Genomic DNA, 18,433 nt, shown 5'->3' with positions numbered 1-18,433 from the left:
TCACAATAAAAAGATAAATCTTCTTATCAGATCAACAAAAGCCATTTGCAAAATTGCAAATGGCTTTTGTTATTTAAAGGAATAAAAAAACCATCTCTTTCAAGATGGTTGATCTTATTTAGAATAAGACAGTTCATGAGGTTTTTGAATTCAACTATTATGGTTTTAGGTTTTAGTCGTCTTCCTAATCTCTATGTTTTTTTGTGTAATTGGTATTACAAAGATAGGCTATGCCGCTATAAAATGCAATCGAAATACATGAACTAGCCATTTTTCCTTATGAATCGTACCAATGAGTTAACGAATGTGGTAGTATTCCCAATGAATGTGATCACCTAAAACTCTCTTTTCTCTCGCTTTAGCATTCCCCCCATCCACAGTACAATAGAAATTAAAACATAACAAAGAATAATAAAACTAAGTGCTGCTCCAAATTTAAAAATCGAAAAGCACAAAATAGTTACAAGAATAAAAGAAACCCGAATTTTGTTTCCTTTCAATTCCAGCGATTTAAATTTAAAACTAAACATTGGGATTTCAGCAATCAAGAGATAAGACAAAACAATCGACACCGAATAAAGGAACACTTCATTTATAACCGTCAAACGCATACCGTATATATCGCCTAATGCGATTAACAAAAGCCCCAGCACAAAAATCGTACAAGCAGGTGTATTAAGCCCAACAAAGCCTTCTGTTTGTCGAGTATCCAAGTTAAATTTTGCTAAGCGGACGCAAGAAAATAAAGTTACAATAAAGCCAATTAACCCAACTAAAGTCGAAAAATCTTGAAAATCAACCACTTCAATTCCTTTGGCTTCATTAATTAAATAAAACAACATTGCCCCAGGAACAACACCAAAAGAAACCATATCAGCCAAAGAATCCAGTTCTCTACCCATTGGAGAGTTTACTTTTAATAGACGTGCTAATAAGCCGTCAAAATAATCTGCCAATAAACTAATTGCTATAAAGAGTGGAACCATTTGAACTTGATCTGTAAAAATACTAATCAATGCTAAACAACCACATAGCAAATTAGATAAGGTAACAGTATTGGGAATGTATTTCTTTATCATAATAATTTTATTTAACAGAGTGCTTTGCCATACGAAATGAAATTTATGAATAAACAGTTATTACATGAACTCCGTTTCGTAATAATGTTTTTTTTACAGAAAGAAAATAAGCCTACTCTTCATCAAAAAATTTCTTCTAGCGTACCAATTAAGTTCGCTATCTCACAAACGGCAGTATACTAACTCTTCAGCTTTTTGCTTTGATTAGCACTAGGCATACCATCTTCCAATTTTTTATCGTTTATGAATGTAGTTTTTGTCCACTGCTTTTGTTAGATTAATTGCACTGCCACTTCGTGTTATGCTACAAGCTCAAACCATGACCGTTCACGTTGTCGGTTGAATGCCTTGTTTTAATTTGTTCTACACTCAATATTTTTTATAAAATGAAGTTGTAAAAATAGGATTACGTTAAGATTGCTTTAGCTTTGTCGCTCCGTTGAGATCGGTGCACAACCTTAGCTAGAACACTCCTTTTCAAACAACTTTAATAGCAGAATTGTAATTTTCGTTATGCAACGAAATAAAATAGTACCATCTGGTATCTTAAAAAACGCCAAATGGTACTAGATTCGTTTCTTGATTCCATCTTTGACAGATAACAAAGAAACAATAATAATAGTTCGCCAAACCTGAACGAGCTATCAGTAACCAATATTACATAATATTTTCAACCAACATAGCTTCTTCTTCCGAAGCAAACAATGGGAAATTAGCCATATATTCATTCACTTCTGAACGAACTTGACTAATCGTGTCTTCGTCCTCTATGTTTGTTAATACACGATCCACCCAATCTACTGTTTTAATACAATCCGCCTCTTTAAATCCACGAGTAGTAATAGCAGCTGTTCCCACACGCATTCCCGAAGTAACAAAAGGAGATTCTGAATCAAAAGGAACCATATTTTTATTAACGGTAATATCTGCCTTTATCAATGTATTTTCGGCATCTTTCCCCGTTACGCCTTTAGCTCTCAGGTCAATCAACATCAAATGATTATCTGTCCCACCCGATATTACTTTGTATCCACGCTCAACAAAAGCAGTAGCCATTGCTTGTGCATTATTAATTACTTGTTTTTGATAATTGATAAATGCTGGTTGTAAAGCCTCATGAAAAGCAACTGCTTTGGCAGCAATAACATGCTCTAAAGGACCTCCTTGGATACCAGGAAAGACTGCTCCATTGAGTAAGGTGCTAATTTTTTTAAGGTTGCCGCTTTTTTTCCAGCGAATATCAAATGGGTTTTCGATATTCTTCCCTGCCAAGATCATACCTCCACGTGGCCCTCTTAGCGTTTTATGGGTTGTTGTCGTCACAACATGACAGTACTCCAAAGGGTTTTTGAGCAAACCAGCAGCGATAAGCCCAGCAGGATGTGCCATATCACACCACAAAAAGGCACCCACCTCATCAGCAATTGCTCTAAAACGTTCATATTCCCATTCTCTAGAATAAGCAGAAGCACCACAAACGATCATTTGAGGACGTTCTTTTTTGGCAATTTCTGCAACTCTATCCATATCAATCCTTCCTGTCTCTTCCTCTACCCCATAAAAAATAGGCTGATAAATTTTTCCAGAGAAGTTGGCAGGAGAACCATGCGTTAAATGCCCACCATGAGACAAATCAAATCCTAAAACCTTATCGCCAGGATTCATTGCCATCAAATAAATAGCTGCATTCGCCTGAGCGCCAGAATGAGGCTGTACATTGGCATATTCTGCTCCGTAAAGCTCACAAGCCCTATCAATTGCTAACTGCTCAATTTTGTCTACAACTTCACAACCACCATAATAACGTTTACCAGGATAACCTTCTGCATATTTATTGGTAAGGCAAGTACCCATTGTTTCCATAACTTGCTTACTAACAATGTTTTCAGAAGCTATTAATTCAATTCCTGCACTTTGGCGATTCCATTCTTGCTTAATCAAGCTTTGAACTTTGGTGTCTTTTAACATTAGTTGGCTCTTTCGAGTAATTTTGTTAATAATATTCTGTTCTCTAAATCGTACTCCAAAGGTACAAAAAGTGCTTTCAACTTTTTCACTTGTGACCGAAAATATTATCATCTAAGCCCACAAAAAATTACAAACCAAGCCCATTATTAAGTTAGCACCTAAAAAAGAGCCTCATTCCCCCTACTTTATGTTTTGAATCCATAAAAATGGTTCGTTCATCTCAACAAACCAATTCCCAAACTGTTTTAATGACTGATCTTAACTGGTGCTACATCAGCTACTATTTTTTATTCCCTAGCGCTCAATTATAGCATACCAAAATTAAACATTAGCTCAGATTTTATATTTCTATATCCTTCCTTATCTTTAAGGGCATTCTTGAACAATTAATGACCAAGTATAACAATTATGAAAAAACGTGACTTCTTAAAAACTAGCGCCATACTAACAATGGGAGCAATGATAACTCCCTTAGTAAGCTGTGAAAATAAACCCCAAGATCAACCATCAACTCCTTCAAAAGAACAGGCACCTACCCAAACTACACTTTTTGAACTCCCAAAATTGACCTACGCCTTTGATGCTCTAGAACCACATATTGATGCCAGAACAATGGAGATTCATCATGGTAAACATCATGCGGGGTATACCAAAAAATTTAACAAAGCACTTGAAGGTTCTAACTGGGCAAACAAACCCTTGACTGAAATTATGGCTGGGGTACAAGATCAAGACAGTGATTTAGGACTTCGTAATAATGGAGGCGGATACTATAACCATAAATTATTTTGGGAGGTGATTGGACCAAACAAAGGAGGAGAACCAACCGCTGAATTGGCAGATGCAATTACTCAATCTTTTGGTTCATTCGAAAATTTTTCTACTGCATTTAAAGATGCTGCAAAAAATCGTTTTGGTTCTGGATGGGCATGGCTAATCAAAACTCCTGCGGGCAAATTGGCAGTGACAGATACTCCCAATCAGGACAATCCTCTAATGGTTAATTTAGTAGAACAGGCAGGAACTCCTATTTTGGGCTTAGATGTTTGGGAACATGCCTATTATTTGCATTATCAAAATAAGCGCAGTGATTATATCAATGCCTTTTTTAGTTTAATCAATTGGGAAGCAGTTGCCCAAAAGTTTGCAGCACTTTAATTCTGTATATGTTTTGAACTAAAAAACAGCTCTTATCGTTATGCTATATGATTGCCTATGTTTTGAACTAAAACATAGGCACTTTTTTATTATTATAAACCTGATCATTATGCTCAACATTCAACCCTACTCTTCTGAATATAAAGAACAATGTTTAGTTGTTTTTAAGTCTAATATTCCTCAATATTTTTTGCTTGAAGAACTGAAAGAATTTAGCGATTGGCTCGACCAAAAAGCATCAGATGGACGTTATTATATTGCTCTACAACAAGACGTTGTTGTTGCTTGTGGTGGCTATTTTTGTGATAAGAACCGCAATAAATTAGGTTTATCTTGGGGAATGGTTCATGTCAATTTACAAGGTACAGGGATAGGCACTCGTCTGACTCAATATAGAATCCAAAAAATGATGGCAGAATTCCCTAATGAAACCTATATGATTGATACCTCTCAACATACCTTTGGCTTTTATCAAAAACTAGGTTTTGTAACAAAAGAAATTACGCCAAATGGTTTTGGAGAAGGAATGGATAAGTATTATATGGAATTTGTCCACCATAATGGCTAAATGCGCTGTCCACGAAATAGCCTTCTTAATTTTTTTTAAAATTTTAACACTTTTTATTTCGCCCTTTCTATTAACCACTCAACAAAAAACTAGGAATCAACCACTTAAACAAAAATCATCTTAAAATCTTGTTAATACAACCTCCGACAACAACTCTTATCAAAAATATGGCGTTTATAGTTGTGTAGTTTGATAAGAACAACTACTAATTATAACACACCATCTAAACAACAAATGGAGTATATGAAAAATAATATGTTTTCTTTGGTTATAGCAAGTGCAATGGGCGGCGCTATAGCATTAGGTGGAGCTCAATTATTAGCTCCAAGTCCCAATGTACAAACCATTCAGGTGTCCACCAACACAGAAAAACAATCGAGTTCCCAAACGTCCAAACAATTCGTCACCAATCATGGTACATTAGATCGCCCCAATAGTTTTGCAGAAGCGGCAGATCGTGCCATGCCAGCCGTAGTTAATATCACAGCAATTACAGAACATAAGGCAAGAAATGAGCGAGAAAAAAGATATTATCAATTCTTTGGAGGTCCCGACCCATCTAAATCAACAGGTTCTGGTGTAATCATTAGTGAAAAAGGCTATATCGTTACCAATAACCATGTGATTAAAGGCGCTACCAAAGTAGATGTTACCTTGAGTGACAATCGAAAATTTGAAGCTGAAGTCATGGGAACAGATCCATCAACAGATCTTGCTGTTTTAAAAATCACCAGCAACAACTTGCCCGTTGTAGAATTAGCGAATTCTGATGAAACAAAAATAGGCGAATGGGTCTTGGCGATTGGCAATCCATTTGAATTGACATCAACTGTCACAGCAGGTATCATCAGCGCAAAAGGCAGAGACATTAGTATTCTTAATGGTCAATATAGCATAGAATCATTTATACAGACAGATGCCGCTGTTAATCCTGGCAACAGTGGAGGCGCTTTGGTCAATGCTGATGGGAAATTAATTGGTATCAATACAGCCATCTATGCTCCTTCTGGAACCTATGCTGGCTACTCTTTTGCGGTTCCCATTAACTTGGTAAAAAAAGTAATGCAAGACTTAATTGATCACGGAGAAGTTAAACGTGCATTTTTAGGCATTATGATCCAGAGCGTTGATAGTGATATGGCTCAAGAATTGGACTTAACAGTCACCGAAGGCGTTTATGTCAGTGAGTTAATAGAGGGAGGAGCTGCGATACAATCTGAATTAAAAACAGGAGATGTTATCACCCAAATCAATGGCATTAACACTTCTAGCGTTCCTAAATTGCAAGAACAAATTGGAAGTAGAGATCCTGGCGACGCTATTATAGTTACGGTCAACAGAAAAGGGACATCTAAAAATATTACGGTAAAACTAAAAACCAGAGATTAATTCATCAAGTAGTTATTAGACACTAATTATTAAATAATATACCAAGATCCCCAAAATTAGTGTCTAATAGCACAGTACGTTACTGTTACAAAAAATAAAAGAATTGTAGTGTTTTAGAAGAAGGTTCTTAATGTTTTTGCACAGCCTGTGGTGGGCTGTGCATTTTTTGTCTAATTAGAATAATTTAGATACTTTTGCAACTGCACTATCGATATCTTACATTCCTCACAAAACAACAACAATGGAAATCTACCTTTTTATTAGCATCTATGTATTGCTTATTATTGGTCTATCCTACTTCTACGCCAGAAATGCTTCTGAGGAAGATTATTTAATATCAGGTAGAGACCGAAATACATGGAACATCTTAGCTTCTAAATTTGCAGGTGCTGTTGGAGTTAGTACATTTATTACCTATACCAGTTATGCCTACAAATTTGGCAGTTGGGGGGTCATTCCTCTTATTTTAGGCGCTATTTTTGGATATAGCATTTTTGCCTTTTGGGCCAGTCCTAAAATAAAACAATTTTCGTTAGGACAACAATTTTATACCCAAGGCGATTTAGTACGTTTTATCACCAATAATACCAACACTAGTTTATTAACAAATGGCGTTACGATCCTTATACAATTTTTCTGGATTCTATTGTCCTTAGTTGGCGGCGCCAAAACAATTGCTTATTTTGATTTATTGTCCTATGAAATAGCCCTTATATTTACTGCTGTTATTATCCTTTGTTATATCTTATTATCAGGTTTTAAAGCTGTTATTATTACTGATATTTTTCAAACGATTATCATCCTAATTTTATTAGGAATTATAGTTTTTAATGTCCTGTCAGCAGATAATACCATCCAAGTTAATCAATTGCTAGCCGTACAACCACTAGAAACGGTAAAGGCAAGTGATATTATTGGCTTAATGTTATATGGCGGTCTATCTGTTTTTGGTCTGGCAGATCGTTACCAACTCTGTTATGCTGCCAAAGACGTCAATGCAGTAAAAAAAGGGATGAGCTTAGCACTAATTCCAATTATTCTTATTGTTTTTCTACTCATGCTTGTTGGCTTATCTGCATTGGCACAAAATAATAGCCTAGACTATGACAATGCATTCATCTATGCCATGCAAAACCTCTTATCTCCCTCTTTACAACCTGTTCTGCTTCTTTTATTTTTTGCTGGTCTAATGAGCTCTGCCGATACCAATATTTTTGCCGTTTCTTCCCACGCAACTCTCAGCCTTAATCCTACGGATAAGGTCAAAATGGTTCGATTGATGACTGTTTTAGTTGTTCTTATCGCAACTTTTATCGCTTTTTTCTGGAGAAGTATTGTTGACATTACAATTGTTGGAGCAGCCATGCGAATAACCATTTCGATTCCTATGATTTATATCATTAGTAGAGGCAATAATACAGGGCGTTTTATCGCTTCTACTTTAGGTGGGGTCACCGCCCTAATTATAGGTATTATATTATTTGGTTCTAGCCCTAAAATTGTTTTGTTGGTACTCCTAGGTTCCTTTTTAGGACTCATTTACAAAAGTAAAAATGATGAGCTCTTTTGGAATTAACCGTTTTCAAAAAATAGATACAGCATACCTCTACAACAAAATAATATTTATTTTAACTCAAAAACAAGTCAAGTTTCTGTATTTTTGTATCTTTGTTTTATTGCCTGCATAGCTCAACTGGATAGAGTGTTGGTTTCCGGAGCCAGAGGTTACAGGTTCGAACCCTGTTGTGGGCGCTATATTTGTCTACATTTGTTGACATACGAAATTTTGAAAGCTAGTAACCATCGGGGTTCTAGCTTTTTTTTATCACTTTTGATTTTGAACTTGATTTTTTTCGGTAACAAAGCCTAGAGCCTCACAGGGCACGTAAGGGCACTTTTTTGTTACCCGTTTGTTACCCATTTTTTAGAGCTTTTTGCTCTTTTTATTGGAAAAATAAAAATCGTCTAAATTAGTTTACATCGCTGTTTCAAACTTTTTTAGTTCTATTCTATCTTTTTTTGCTGTTCTTGAGTGACAATTCATCGCTGTTTTTTGTTACTCGTTTGTTACCCTTGATTTTTAGGGTATGTTGATTCGGTCTTGTTTCTTCGCTTTCATGGTTTCTTTTTAGAATGATTATTGTTAATCAGTTTACAAACATTTAAAAAAAGATAAATCATGATCCAATTTGTAGTTGTTTATAACTTTAAAAATAAACTAAGAAAGGACGGCACGGCACTCGTCCAAATAAGAGCCTATTTAAATGCTAAAAGAAAATATTTTTCTACTGGCATCTACCTTACCCCTTCCCAATGGAGCGATAAGGGCAATATGGTCATCAACCATCCCCACAGTTTCCAGTACAATGCTGAAATAAGGCGGCAACTAGACGAATTAGAGGTCTATACCTTGGATTGGATCAAGAAGCACGGCTCCATGACCTTGGAGCAACTAGAGGAGTATTTTAAATACGAAGATGTGCAGTCCTTTACGGCTTTTTGGAAATATGAGATGGAAAACGATACCAAGCTGACCAAAGAAACCAAAAAAAAGCACAAAACAGCTTTTAATCATTGGGTACGCTTTCAAAAGGATATTCAGTTTTCAGAGCTGACTTATAATTTGATTGAGAATTTTGATAAGTTTCTCTATAAGCAAAAACTACACGTTAATACAGTTTTCACCCATCATAAGCAGGTACGTAAATACATTAATCTTGCTATTAAAAGAGGAACCTTTGATGGCAACAAAAACCCTTATCTTAATTTTAAACCTGGTTCTTTACCCACAGAGCGAACGGTCTTATCTACAGACGAGGTGCAACGCTTAGAAGCCTTGACCTTTAAACAGGATGAATTTTATCTGGAGCTGATTCGGGATATGTTTCTTTTCTCTTGTTATACGGGCTTGCGCTTTTCTGATACTTGCGCTGTACGCCATAAGGACATCGATCAGGATAAGGAGGGGCTAATCTTAAATCTTGTGGCCAAAAAGACCAGCAAGCAGCTCTTACTGCCTTTGTATAAGTTGCACAAGCGAAAACCCGAAGCGTTAATCTATAAATATAGAATCATCCAAGAGGGCGCTGAAGAGGAGCCGATCTTTCATAAATACACCAACCAGTATTTTAATCGTACCCTCAAGGAGCTGGCTGCTTTGGCTGCCATTCCCAAAACGATCACGAGCCATGTTGGTCGCCATACTTTTGCTACGCACTTAGCCTCTAAAGTGCCCATTCATATTTTAAAGGCGATCTTACAGCATTCTAAAATTGAAACGACTATGGGCTATTTGCATTTGTCTAATAAGTTGGTTAATGATGCCTTGGATGGGGTGGATTGGTAGCACTTAAGATTGAAACGGTATCAAATACAGTTCTTTTCACTTTTCATTATTCCTAAACATATACTAGTTGAAATTGTTTAAAGATGATCTTAAAACCTCCAATATAACCATAGCAGCCATCGGGTCGACAGCTATTTTCTGCCTCATAGTTTCCAGCTACGAAACAAAAAAACGAGCTTTGCCCGATAACCGCTAGTTTTGATCTCGCAAATCAACAACGTTCTTAAACAACTTCGTTAGTTTACTTCAAAATTGTTACGTAAAAGATAGCTTTTATCTTTTTATTAATCAATTGACAAGATTACACAAAACAAAAAAAATATAAATATTCTATATACTTTTTTTTCTTTAAAAATCTCTGAGATAAGTTTCATTTTTTATCCTTCAACTTTTTACTTAATGCCGTCAATTATATACTGAATTTGTAAAAAAAGACTTTAAATTATACTTTAAAAATATTTAAAACAAAAATTAAAAATTAATGCAAAATCTCCTCAATTAAGTATCTTTATGTTTTTATTTTTACACTAAAAAAAATAAACGCATGGTTTATTTTTTTTAGTGTAAAGTTTAATTTTAGAATATTTTTTAATCATATTGTTTTTTAAGAGCAAAAAATAAATATATTGGATCAACAACACATACACACAATAGATTATAAATTAGAAGTTCCCCATATTATAAAATATATGGGATCAAAACGAAAACTCTTGGCATACTTAGGAGATTCTATTAATGAAATATACGAAGGAGAAAATATATGTGATTTATTTGCAGGAACAAGTGTTTTAAGTGGTTCTTTAGGTCATTCTGCAACAATGCATTCAAATGATATTCAAAAATACTCAGCTATTCTATCAAAAACATATCTTGGAAATTATGATTCAATTGAATTTAAAAACTTAATAAATGATGTAGTGAAATTAGCTCAAAATCATGTTGATAAAATTAAAAAATTATATCCTCATTTAGTTTTTGATTATACAATAGAAATGTCTCTAGACGAATTTAATATAATAGAAAAACAGCAGCAAGAACTAATCAATACTGATTTTAAAAACACCAAACATTTTCTATTTATTAAGAACTATTCTGGCACATATTGGTCATTTGAACAATGTTTATGGATTGATGGATTAAGAGCAGCGGCAGAAAAATACATTAAATCACCTGCTTATTATCCAATACTTTCTAGCTTAATGTTTGCAATGGCATATAATGCACAAAGCACAGGACATTATGCTCAATATCGAGATGCAAACAATATAGCATCTATGAAGGATATTATTATATATCGTAGAAAAGAAATACTTCCATATTTTAGGAAAAAGCTTATTGAACTAATAGAATCAATAGAGTCTAATAAATTTAACCATGTAATAACTTCTCTAGATTACAGAGATTGCTTAGATATTATTCCTAAAGGTACTCTAGTATATGCTGACCCTCCCTATGCCTTTGTCCATTATTCTCGATTTTACCACGTATTAGAAACATTAGTTAAGTATGATTATCCTGAGGTTCTATTTAAAGGACGATATAGAACCGATCGACATCAATCTCCATTTTGTAAAAGGACAGAAGTTATTGGGGCTTTTGAAGTAATGTTTGAGAAAATAAAAAGAAAGAACTCAAAACTTATACTAAGTTATAGTAATAATGGAATGATTTCTTTAGAACAGATACTAAATATAGCAACAAAAATTTTTAAAAATGAATACATTGTACATTCAAAAGCTGTTGATTACACTCATAGTACAATGGGGAGATCTGAAGATAAATCAAGGGAAGTTAAAGAATATTTGATTATTGCAAGACCAATATAGTTATGCTAGTAGATGTAGATTTTTCAAAACTAAAAACATCGTGGACTAAATATGATATAGTTCAAGTAATGGATGTTGTATATGATAAAGAAACACTTTATAAATTTAAAAAGCAAGAAGCTAAAATAGATGAACCCATCCTTAGATCTTTTCTTGGGGTAAATTCTCTTAAAGACCCTTTACCTGATTATTGGCTCGAAATCCAAAACCATCCTAAAGAAAAATCTCTTTTTGCACTCTTTTGTGTATTATTTACTCACGGTGATATTATAGCTTCATTTGCGAATAAATACTCTGAAGGAAATATGAAAGGCGTATTTACTATTGAAAATGGAAAACAATATACAAATATAAGGAGTGCTTTAATTGAATCTGGTGCTGCTGCTCCTTTTTTAAGAAGAGAAGATAAAGTACCTTATGATTTTACACCAATATTTCAAAATCTTTACGTTGGGAAGTTATTTAAACAAGTTTTAGAAGAAAGAATTACTAGATTGTTAAAACGTAAACCAACGCAATCTGAATTTTATGCCATTTGTTATGCTAATGATTTTTATAAAGCTCTTAGCGTTTCTAAAACCCAATTTAAAGATTGGCTGGAGGGCATAAAAGTAGTTAGAAGTAGCTTCATTGATGCTGTTCATATATCAAATTTCTTTTCTGTAGAAGATGTAAATTTAAAAGATATAGAGGGGGCTAAAGAGGTTTATTTTTTAGGAGAAAATGGAGATGGTAAATCTCTAATCTTAATGGCTATTTATCTTGCTTTCAATAGACACCTCATTGTAAATGAGATGAATAAAGAAAAAACTGGAAAAGTTGTTGATATTATCAAAAATAATAAAAGAATGGAGTTAATAGGAATTGATGATAGAAACAAAGTATATGCGAAAAAAAATGTAGGATTTTTAAATAACTTTTTAGCCTATGGAACCCACCGAGGAAGATATTCAACAGATGATCCAGAGGAATATGGTTTTATGTCTCTTTTTGATAATAATCAAACTTTAACTAACCCTGTTTCTTGGTTAAAACATCAAAAATATCTAGAACTTAGTTTAGGTACATCAAAAGAAAATCAACAAAGTTCTCTTTCTGTTTCTAGTTTAGAAAAAATATTTCATAATCTTCTTGAAAAAAACGTCAAAATAAGCGTAGATGGTCGAGGTGTTACCTTTGAAGAAAAGGGAACAATCCTAAATTTTGATCAGCTTTCTGAAGGCTATAAAAGTATTATTATTTTTATATCCGATCTACTTTCTCGTCTCTTAAAAAATCAACCTGAAACTAAAAATATTGAAGAATTACATGGAATAGTTTTAGTTGATGAAATTGATCTTCATTTGCACCCAAAATGGCAAAGATCTTTAGCTGAAAAACTACGTAAACTACTACCTAATATTCAATTTATGTTTACAACTCATAGCCCAACTATTATCCAAGGAGCTTCTAATGATGCTATCATTTATAGAGTATTTAGAAATTCCAATGATGGAAAAACAAGAGTAAGCGCTCCTTACTACAGAAAAGATTTAAATCATTTGATGATTAATACTTTGTTAACATCTCCTTTATTTGGTTTAGAGGACTCAAGATTAGATACTAATAATAATAATTCTGATACCAGTCAAACCTATCTACTTTATAAAATTAATAAGAAATTAGAAGATATGCTGAGTGAACGGAAAGAAAAAGGAGAAACATTTATTTCTGATAATGAAATAGACTCATTAATCCAAAATATTATAGATGAAGAATTAGGATAATATGATAAAAATAGAAAAAGACATAACAAAAGTTCCTCTATCTCTCAGAATTCCAATTACAGTAAACTTTACAGATGGAAAAATTCCTCGTCCTCCTAGAACTACTCATACAAGAAGATTAGAACTCATAAGAAAAGGTAAATATGTAGATAAACCTCTATATAATAATCGCTATAAAATTAAAGATATAAAGGAAGCTTTAAATAATATTTATAATGGGAAATGCGCATTTTGTGAGTGGAAAGTTGAACAATATCATGTAGAACATTATAGACCTAAAACTACATATTATTGGCTAGCATATTCATGGGATAACCTTTTGTATTCGTGCTCATCTTGTAATCAATATAAAGGCGTAAATTTTAAACTTAATGGAACCTCTGCAACTTTTGCTTTTAGTTATAAAAATCTTAAATTAATAAACCAAAGTTCCAGTAATTATGATGCAATTGAAATCCCCATGATGGTGAATCCAGAGGTAACAGAGCCTCTAGGAAATATACAATTTGAAGAGAATGGAATAATAAAATCAAATGATCCTCGATTCTCATATACTATAGAATATTGTAAAATAGATAGAATTCCATTAAATGACGAGAGAAGATCTATTTTGAATAGTTTTAGAAATGACATACGAGCCATCTTAAATGAAAAATCGACTTTACCCCATATAGTTCGCACAAAAATTTATACGATAGTTCAAAAATTCGTAAGAGATTCCCAAGATAAAAAAAATCAATTTCTAGCCTTTAGGCGTTATGCTATAACACAAGGTTGGTTAAATAAGATTATAAAAGAACTGACTCAATAGTATTCTAAGCATGTTCTTTTATGTTATATTCATTATAAACTTTCCTAATAGTAATTTTATTAATTTAGAGATATAATTAAATTCCAATTTTTTGGAAATTTTTTTGTTTCCCAACATGTTTTTATTCTATCAGGTGTAGCAATAGTCACATCCTTTAGATGGATTACAGCAATGAAGTTATTAAAGCGAGAGTCACCAGTATAATTATCTGAATCAGTTTTAATTTGATCAATATAATTCTCAATAATATTTTCTTTTGATGTCTTGATATACTTGTATTCTATTGCTGTTTTTAACTCAGGAATTAGTATATCAGGGTGATAACTTTTAAATTGTTGTATAAAAGAGGCTTTTCCAACGGCTTTCACACTAGGAAAGTACAATTCTATAACCCAGCGAACAGCTTTATAAATATCTTCTTCCCTATTTACTATCACTTGAAGCTTTTTAATAATATTGTTTGTATTTTCGAGAATATTATTCAATTTTTTTAAAACATCAACGTTTTTTTCTCTTCCATCAAATTCTGGAAATGCATCTAAGAACTGAAAAAAACTAATAACCATTACAGATTCATAAGTGTTTTCTGGGTGATATATTTTGTTTTCTAGTAAATTTTTTGTCTTATCTATTCTATCTGAAAATTTTTCTTTAAAAGTTTTATATGTTTCACTAAGTCCTTTTTTCTCTAGAAAGGTAAGTATGAGGTAATACAAATTTTTAGTAGATTCTTCTATCCAAAATTCAATATAGTTAGGCATTTCTTCTTCATAAAAAGTAAAAGGGGGGGTTAAATTACCTGAAATGTATTCGTAGAACCTACTTTGAATTTCATCTGAAAGAGTGTTGATTTTTTTTACTAGATAAGGTAAATTATTATCATCCATATAAATTGATTTAGTTTTAAGCTTCTTGTTAATTATTGGTTGGAGACTTGCTTCTTGTTTATTAATGATACAGCTTTATCTCAGCCTTTCTACTATCTACATTTTTTTGAGTGCTAGATGTTAATTTTTTATAAAAAATAGTATAATTTAAATAATTATATACTGAGGCAAAAAAAAGCAAAAATGCTTTCTTATTACCGACTCTTCATTAATCGAATAATCTCTTCTTTATCTTTTAATCGTTCCTCCTTTTCTTTTAGCTTTTCGTTTAAGTGCTCTATTTCTTTTCTTAGGTGTTCAATATCTTCCTTTTGATCTGCTTGAGTAATCTTTTGTAAAACACTATCGTCTTTATCCTCCATAAAAATATCACCTTTTCCCAACAAGAGCCACATTGGATTTACATCGGGGTAAGCTTGGAGTATATTTTCTACTTTACTTACACCTATATCTCTTTGTTTATCCAAAAAACCATTGGAAAGTCCAGTTTTTAAATAAAACTTCCTCTTACTAATTCCCTTTAATTCAATTATTTGCAAAATTCTGGAGATAATCATCACAATTCATTGAGGTTTTAAACGCCATTAAATTTGACTTTATGGAGTCTAAAACCTATATTTGTTTTATCAAAGTGATTAAGCATGTAAATAAAAACACTTTAAAGAAAAATAAATTCAAACCAAAAAGCCAAAAATTTTAAAGAAATAGGGTTTTATAATGTTAACACTTTCTTAACAAAAGCATGTCAACAAATGTAGACCATGTAGACCAATGTAGACGGGCATGTCAACAAATGTAGACAAAATGTTAAGAAAAGGCAAAGGAAAAAGGTTAAAATTCAATCAAGGAGGTTGGATCAAATTGGGCGTACTGGGAAGTATTGTTGCATCTATGGGGATAGGGCGCAACGACTAGAGGGCAACTTCTAGCGTCCAACTGCTAAGTATGCATACCAAAAGGGTGTGCTTTATAGGTTAAGTTGAGTGTTTCTATGGATCTAGCGCCTTAGAAGGTAGGCGGCTTAAAAAAGTTGGAGGGTTCGAATCCCTTTGCTAGAGCAAAAACCAATTATTAAAACTAGTAAAGTAAGGCAACTGCACACCAAGGCGGTTAGGCGAAGCTTTGCCCAAACACAACGAATCACAAACAAATGAAGACAAACACGACAAAGACAACAGAGCGCAATCGTAGTTTTTACCAACATGTACTCAATACCTTATCCGCAGCAGATTTTAAGAGTTTACCGCAGCAATTGGGTTTAAGTCAACGCATGACCACCCTACGCTTAAGAAATCCTAATCTGCTCGATTATCCCACCATCCAAAAGCTCGTCCCTATTTTGGGCGCTGACTTAAAAGAGGTGGTTCAGGAGTATGAGTTGGGCTATGATTCGCTGTCTGCACGAGAATACAAAAAATTAATGCATATCTAAAAAAAAGGAGGACCCATGAATGAGGTCGAAGAACTCAAGGCCGAACTTAGAAAAGAAATCGAAGAATACAGAGCAGCAAAAAAGGTATTCTATAAACTGATAGCATGTATTAAAATATTATCGAAGATAAAAATCACCTCTCAGGAAGCAGCGATCCTATTGGGGGTGAAGTCAAGAACGATAAGAAAGTACAATCAAGATCGCAAGTTATTGGGACAAAAATACACCAAAACGGGCAAGATCTTTTTTAGACTTGAACAGGTCATGGCATATCGAGATGATAATTTAAAAGATGCGGATAGTTTTGATTGAGTTCTATACCATTTTTAATGAATCTATAAAAGAACGCTAAAAATCAAACCAATATTATGAACAGAATAACAAAACGGATCTTCTTTGGAGGAACGCTCTTACTGGTCGTCACTTTTATACTGAGCTATGAAGTGAGCGCTTCGTTTACCAATAGCATCAAGGAAGAAGTGCGAGCAGTCAGGGTAGAAATTCAAGCGGTCAAGGCTCAAAACAAAGCCATCATAGCAGAACTCAAAGCGATTGATCAACACCGCAGAATTTCAAATCGTATAGCGCAGCGTTTTCCACCTCAATAATCACCGTTTTAATTGCCCAGCGTACACCGCTATAAACAACAAACAATGAATTCAAACAGCATTAAATCGAAAAAAAAGCTGACCCCATTCTATTGGTTCTTTACTGCTTTTACCTTTCTGCTTATCTGGAATGCCTATGATATTGCAACCATCATCATTCAACAAAACAAGACAAAGGAAGAGATTAAGGATCTAAAAGAAGAGAATGAGATACTTAATGAAGAAATCTTTCAACTCCAAAAAGAGGTTCAACGAAACCGCCAAATCATAGCCGACAAAGTGCTAAAACTAAATATTTAAATCACCTTTTAAAACAATCATAAAACAAAAATGGAACAATACGAATTTTATATCCTTGTGGTCATCAATACGCCCAAAGAAGAAAGCGCTTTGTGTTTTGCAACAGAAGCCGAAATTAATGGGGTATTACCTGTGGATACGGATCTAAACAAAGCTTATGTCACCAAGGATTATTACGACAACGACAAAGAACTAATCTATCTTGAAAAATCAGCAGTAGACGCTTTAGCGATTGGTGTGGAAGGAGGCAGAAAGATCGTGCCCAACAACAAGGAGAACCGCAAGGAATTGGGCTTGAAGTACAAAAAAGGCTTCCTAAAAAAGAGAAAAGTAAAAGAGCCTAAAGAAGCCGCAACTAAAAAGCCACGCTTTGCAGAATGGATGGAGGTGTTAAAGATGGGGTTGAATTTATTGTTGACCATGAAGGAAGAAAGCAAGGCAAAAAAGCCAAGCCCCTCTCCTGCTCCCTCTAGGAATCTAACCGTTTTAGCACAAAAAATTCATGCCCTAAATCAAACCAAGGGATTTTGGGACAAACACCGTTCTGTAGGGGAACTGTTAATGGGAGTTACCGCAGAGCTGAGCGGAGCCATGGAGGCTTACCAAGAAAGTACGCCTGCCAATTGGGATTTGTACGATGCAGGTATTTATAGCCCCAAAGAAGCTTTTGAACACTACATTGAGCATACGTTCGAGGATAAAATTGCTGGTGCCATTATTCGGCTCTTAGACTTAGCGGCAGGAATGAACATAGATATTGAGCGCCATGTTCGGGTTAAGCTGGCTTACCATTATCTGGAAGAAAATAAAGATTAGGGGTTTATAATTGTGAAGAGCTGTGTTTTGCTTTGGCAGAATGCAGCTCCATTTTAAAACGAACTGGCTTGGATGCAAAAAGGGTTCGATTATATGGAAACAAATTTTAAATAAAATATTAAAATAAGATGATTGCAACATTTAGAAAAATAAAGGATGGCTTACATGAATTTAAAGCTCAAGAAAATGGAAAGATGTATCAAGGCACACTACGCTCCCAACCATCTGGGCGAGGCTCTACCTTGACTAGTGTTGATTCTTACCCTGATTTAGGAAGCAAGGAAGGTATCCTTATAAGTAAGTTTGTTGGTTACCTAAAAAACAGATAAGCTCTTTTTTAGGTTACTAACTGCTCTCGTCATCTAATAGAAGAACAGCACTAATGCGTAAAAAAGTAAACTGAAAAGGATAAGGATACTGGGATAAACAAACCGCAAACGGTATTCAGTAGGGTTCGATTCTCTGCTCAGTTGCGAGGA

19 protein-coding genes and 1 tRNA gene are annotated in these 18,433 nt (G+C 33.9%); 16 read left to right on the top strand and 4 right to left on the bottom strand.

All coding sequences use genetic code 11. The features are described from left to right. Window positions 1–335: 335 nt before the first annotated feature. Both AsAng_RS06100 and AsAng_RS06095 read right to left on the bottom strand, forming a co-directional pair. Complete coding sequence (locus AsAng_RS06100) at window positions 336–1,079, bottom strand: CDP-alcohol phosphatidyltransferase family protein (protein WP_264791908.1); 744 nt, start codon at window positions 1,077–1,079, stop codon at window positions 336–338. A gap of 657 nt (window positions 1,080–1,736) precedes the next feature. Further along, a complete protein-coding gene (locus AsAng_RS06095) occupies window positions 1,737–3,047 on the bottom strand; it encodes a serine hydroxymethyltransferase (RefSeq protein WP_264791907.1) in 1,311 nt (436 codons plus the stop codon). A 408-nt stretch (window positions 3,048–3,455) separates the two neighbouring features. Between AsAng_RS06095 and AsAng_RS06090 the strand changes: the two genes are divergently transcribed. From AsAng_RS06090 to AsAng_RS06050, 9 genes are all read left to right on the top strand, one after another. Then, complete coding sequence (locus AsAng_RS06090; RefSeq protein WP_264791906.1) at window positions 3,456–4,205, top strand: superoxide dismutase; 750 nt, start codon at window positions 3,456–3,458, stop codon at window positions 4,203–4,205. Window positions 4,206–4,314: 109 nt separating this feature from the next. Further along, window positions 4,315–4,773 carry a GNAT family N-acetyltransferase gene (locus AsAng_RS06085; protein ID WP_264791905.1) on the top strand — a complete coding sequence of 153 codons (459 nt, stop codon included), beginning with the start codon at window positions 4,315–4,317 and terminating at the stop codon, window positions 4,771–4,773. A gap of 243 nt (window positions 4,774–5,016) precedes the next feature. Beyond that, complete coding sequence (locus AsAng_RS06080) at window positions 5,017–6,162, top strand: S1C family serine protease (RefSeq protein WP_264791904.1); 1,146 nt, start codon at window positions 5,017–5,019, stop codon at window positions 6,160–6,162. A gap of 241 nt (window positions 6,163–6,403) precedes the next feature. After that, window positions 6,404–7,738: a sodium:solute symporter family protein gene (locus AsAng_RS06075; protein ID WP_264791903.1), complete on the top strand. Its 1,335-nt coding sequence runs from the start codon at window positions 6,404–6,406 to the stop codon at window positions 7,736–7,738. A 102-nt stretch (window positions 7,739–7,840) separates the two neighbouring features. Beyond that, window positions 7,841–7,914, top strand: a tRNA-Arg gene (locus AsAng_RS06070). 427 nt (window positions 7,915–8,341) lie between these two features. Next, entirely contained in the window at window positions 8,342–9,508 is a 1,167-nt protein-coding gene (locus AsAng_RS06065; RefSeq protein WP_264791902.1) for a site-specific integrase, read from the top strand. Between the two features lie 626 nt (window positions 9,509–10,134). Next, window positions 10,135–11,334 (top strand): DNA adenine methylase, encoded by a 1,200-nt coding sequence (locus AsAng_RS06060; RefSeq protein WP_264791901.1) that lies wholly within the window; start codon window positions 10,135–10,137, stop codon window positions 11,332–11,334. Window positions 11,335–11,336: 2 nt separating this feature from the next. After that, complete coding sequence (locus tag AsAng_RS06055) at window positions 11,337–13,100, top strand: AAA family ATPase (RefSeq protein WP_264791900.1); 1,764 nt, start codon at window positions 11,337–11,339, stop codon at window positions 13,098–13,100. A gap of 1 nt (window position 13,101) precedes the next feature. Further along, on the top strand, window positions 13,102–13,911 hold the full coding sequence (locus tag AsAng_RS06050; protein ID WP_264791899.1) for an HNH endonuclease: 810 nt from the start codon (window positions 13,102–13,104) through the stop codon (window positions 13,909–13,911). Window positions 13,912–13,970: 59 nt separating this feature from the next. Here AsAng_RS06050 and AsAng_RS06045 read toward each other — a convergent pair whose 3' ends face one another. Continuing rightward, complete coding sequence (locus tag AsAng_RS06045) at window positions 13,971–14,798, bottom strand: PD-(D/E)XK nuclease domain-containing protein (RefSeq protein WP_264791898.1); 828 nt, start codon at window positions 14,796–14,798, stop codon at window positions 13,971–13,973. 194 nt (window positions 14,799–14,992) lie between these two features. Further along, window positions 14,993–15,358, bottom strand: coding sequence for a hypothetical protein (locus tag AsAng_RS06040; RefSeq protein ID WP_264791897.1), 366 nt, complete (start codon window positions 15,356–15,358; stop codon window positions 14,993–14,995). Between the two features lie 223 nt (window positions 15,359–15,581). Between AsAng_RS06040 and AsAng_RS06035 the strand changes: the two genes are divergently transcribed. The 7 genes from AsAng_RS06035 to AsAng_RS06005 all read left to right on the top strand — a co-directional run bounded on the left by AsAng_RS06035 (window position 15,582) and on the right by AsAng_RS06005 (window position 18,283). Beyond that, the gene (locus AsAng_RS06035; protein ID WP_264791896.1) at window positions 15,582–15,713 is read left to right on the top strand and encodes a hypothetical protein; all 132 of its coding nucleotides are present in this window, start codon (window positions 15,582–15,584) and stop codon (window positions 15,711–15,713) included. Between the two features lie 235 nt (window positions 15,714–15,948). Beyond that, window positions 15,949–16,230 carry a hypothetical protein gene (locus AsAng_RS06030; RefSeq protein WP_264791895.1) on the top strand — a complete coding sequence of 94 codons (282 nt, stop codon included), beginning with the start codon at window positions 15,949–15,951 and terminating at the stop codon, window positions 16,228–16,230. Window positions 16,231–16,245: 15 nt separating this feature from the next. Beyond that, entirely contained in the window at window positions 16,246–16,542 is a 297-nt protein-coding gene (locus AsAng_RS06025; RefSeq protein WP_264791894.1) for a hypothetical protein, read from the top strand. Between the two features lie 56 nt (window positions 16,543–16,598). Further along, entirely contained in the window at window positions 16,599–16,838 is a 240-nt protein-coding gene (locus AsAng_RS06020) for a hypothetical protein (RefSeq protein WP_264791893.1), read from the top strand. Between the two features lie 45 nt (window positions 16,839–16,883). Then, window positions 16,884–17,138, top strand: a complete 255-nt coding sequence (locus AsAng_RS06015; protein ID WP_264791892.1) for a hypothetical protein — start codon at window positions 16,884–16,886, stop codon at window positions 17,136–17,138. A gap of 30 nt (window positions 17,139–17,168) precedes the next feature. Continuing rightward, window positions 17,169–17,954: a nucleoside triphosphate pyrophosphohydrolase family protein gene (locus AsAng_RS06010; protein ID WP_264791891.1), complete on the top strand. Its 786-nt coding sequence runs from the start codon at window positions 17,169–17,171 to the stop codon at window positions 17,952–17,954. Between the two features lie 128 nt (window positions 17,955–18,082). Next, window positions 18,083–18,283 (top strand): hypothetical protein, encoded by a 201-nt coding sequence (locus tag AsAng_RS06005; RefSeq protein WP_264791890.1) that lies wholly within the window; start codon window positions 18,083–18,085, stop codon window positions 18,281–18,283. Window positions 18,284–18,433 lie beyond the last annotated feature (150 nt).

Origin of the sequence: Aureispira anguillae, assembly GCF_026000115.1 — a bacterium.
Taxonomy (GTDB): domain Bacteria; phylum Bacteroidota; class Bacteroidia; order Chitinophagales; family Saprospiraceae; genus Aureispira; species Aureispira anguillae.
The sequence above is the reverse complement of the archived record's forward strand: the minus strand, read 5'-3'. Positions and strand labels throughout refer to the sequence as shown.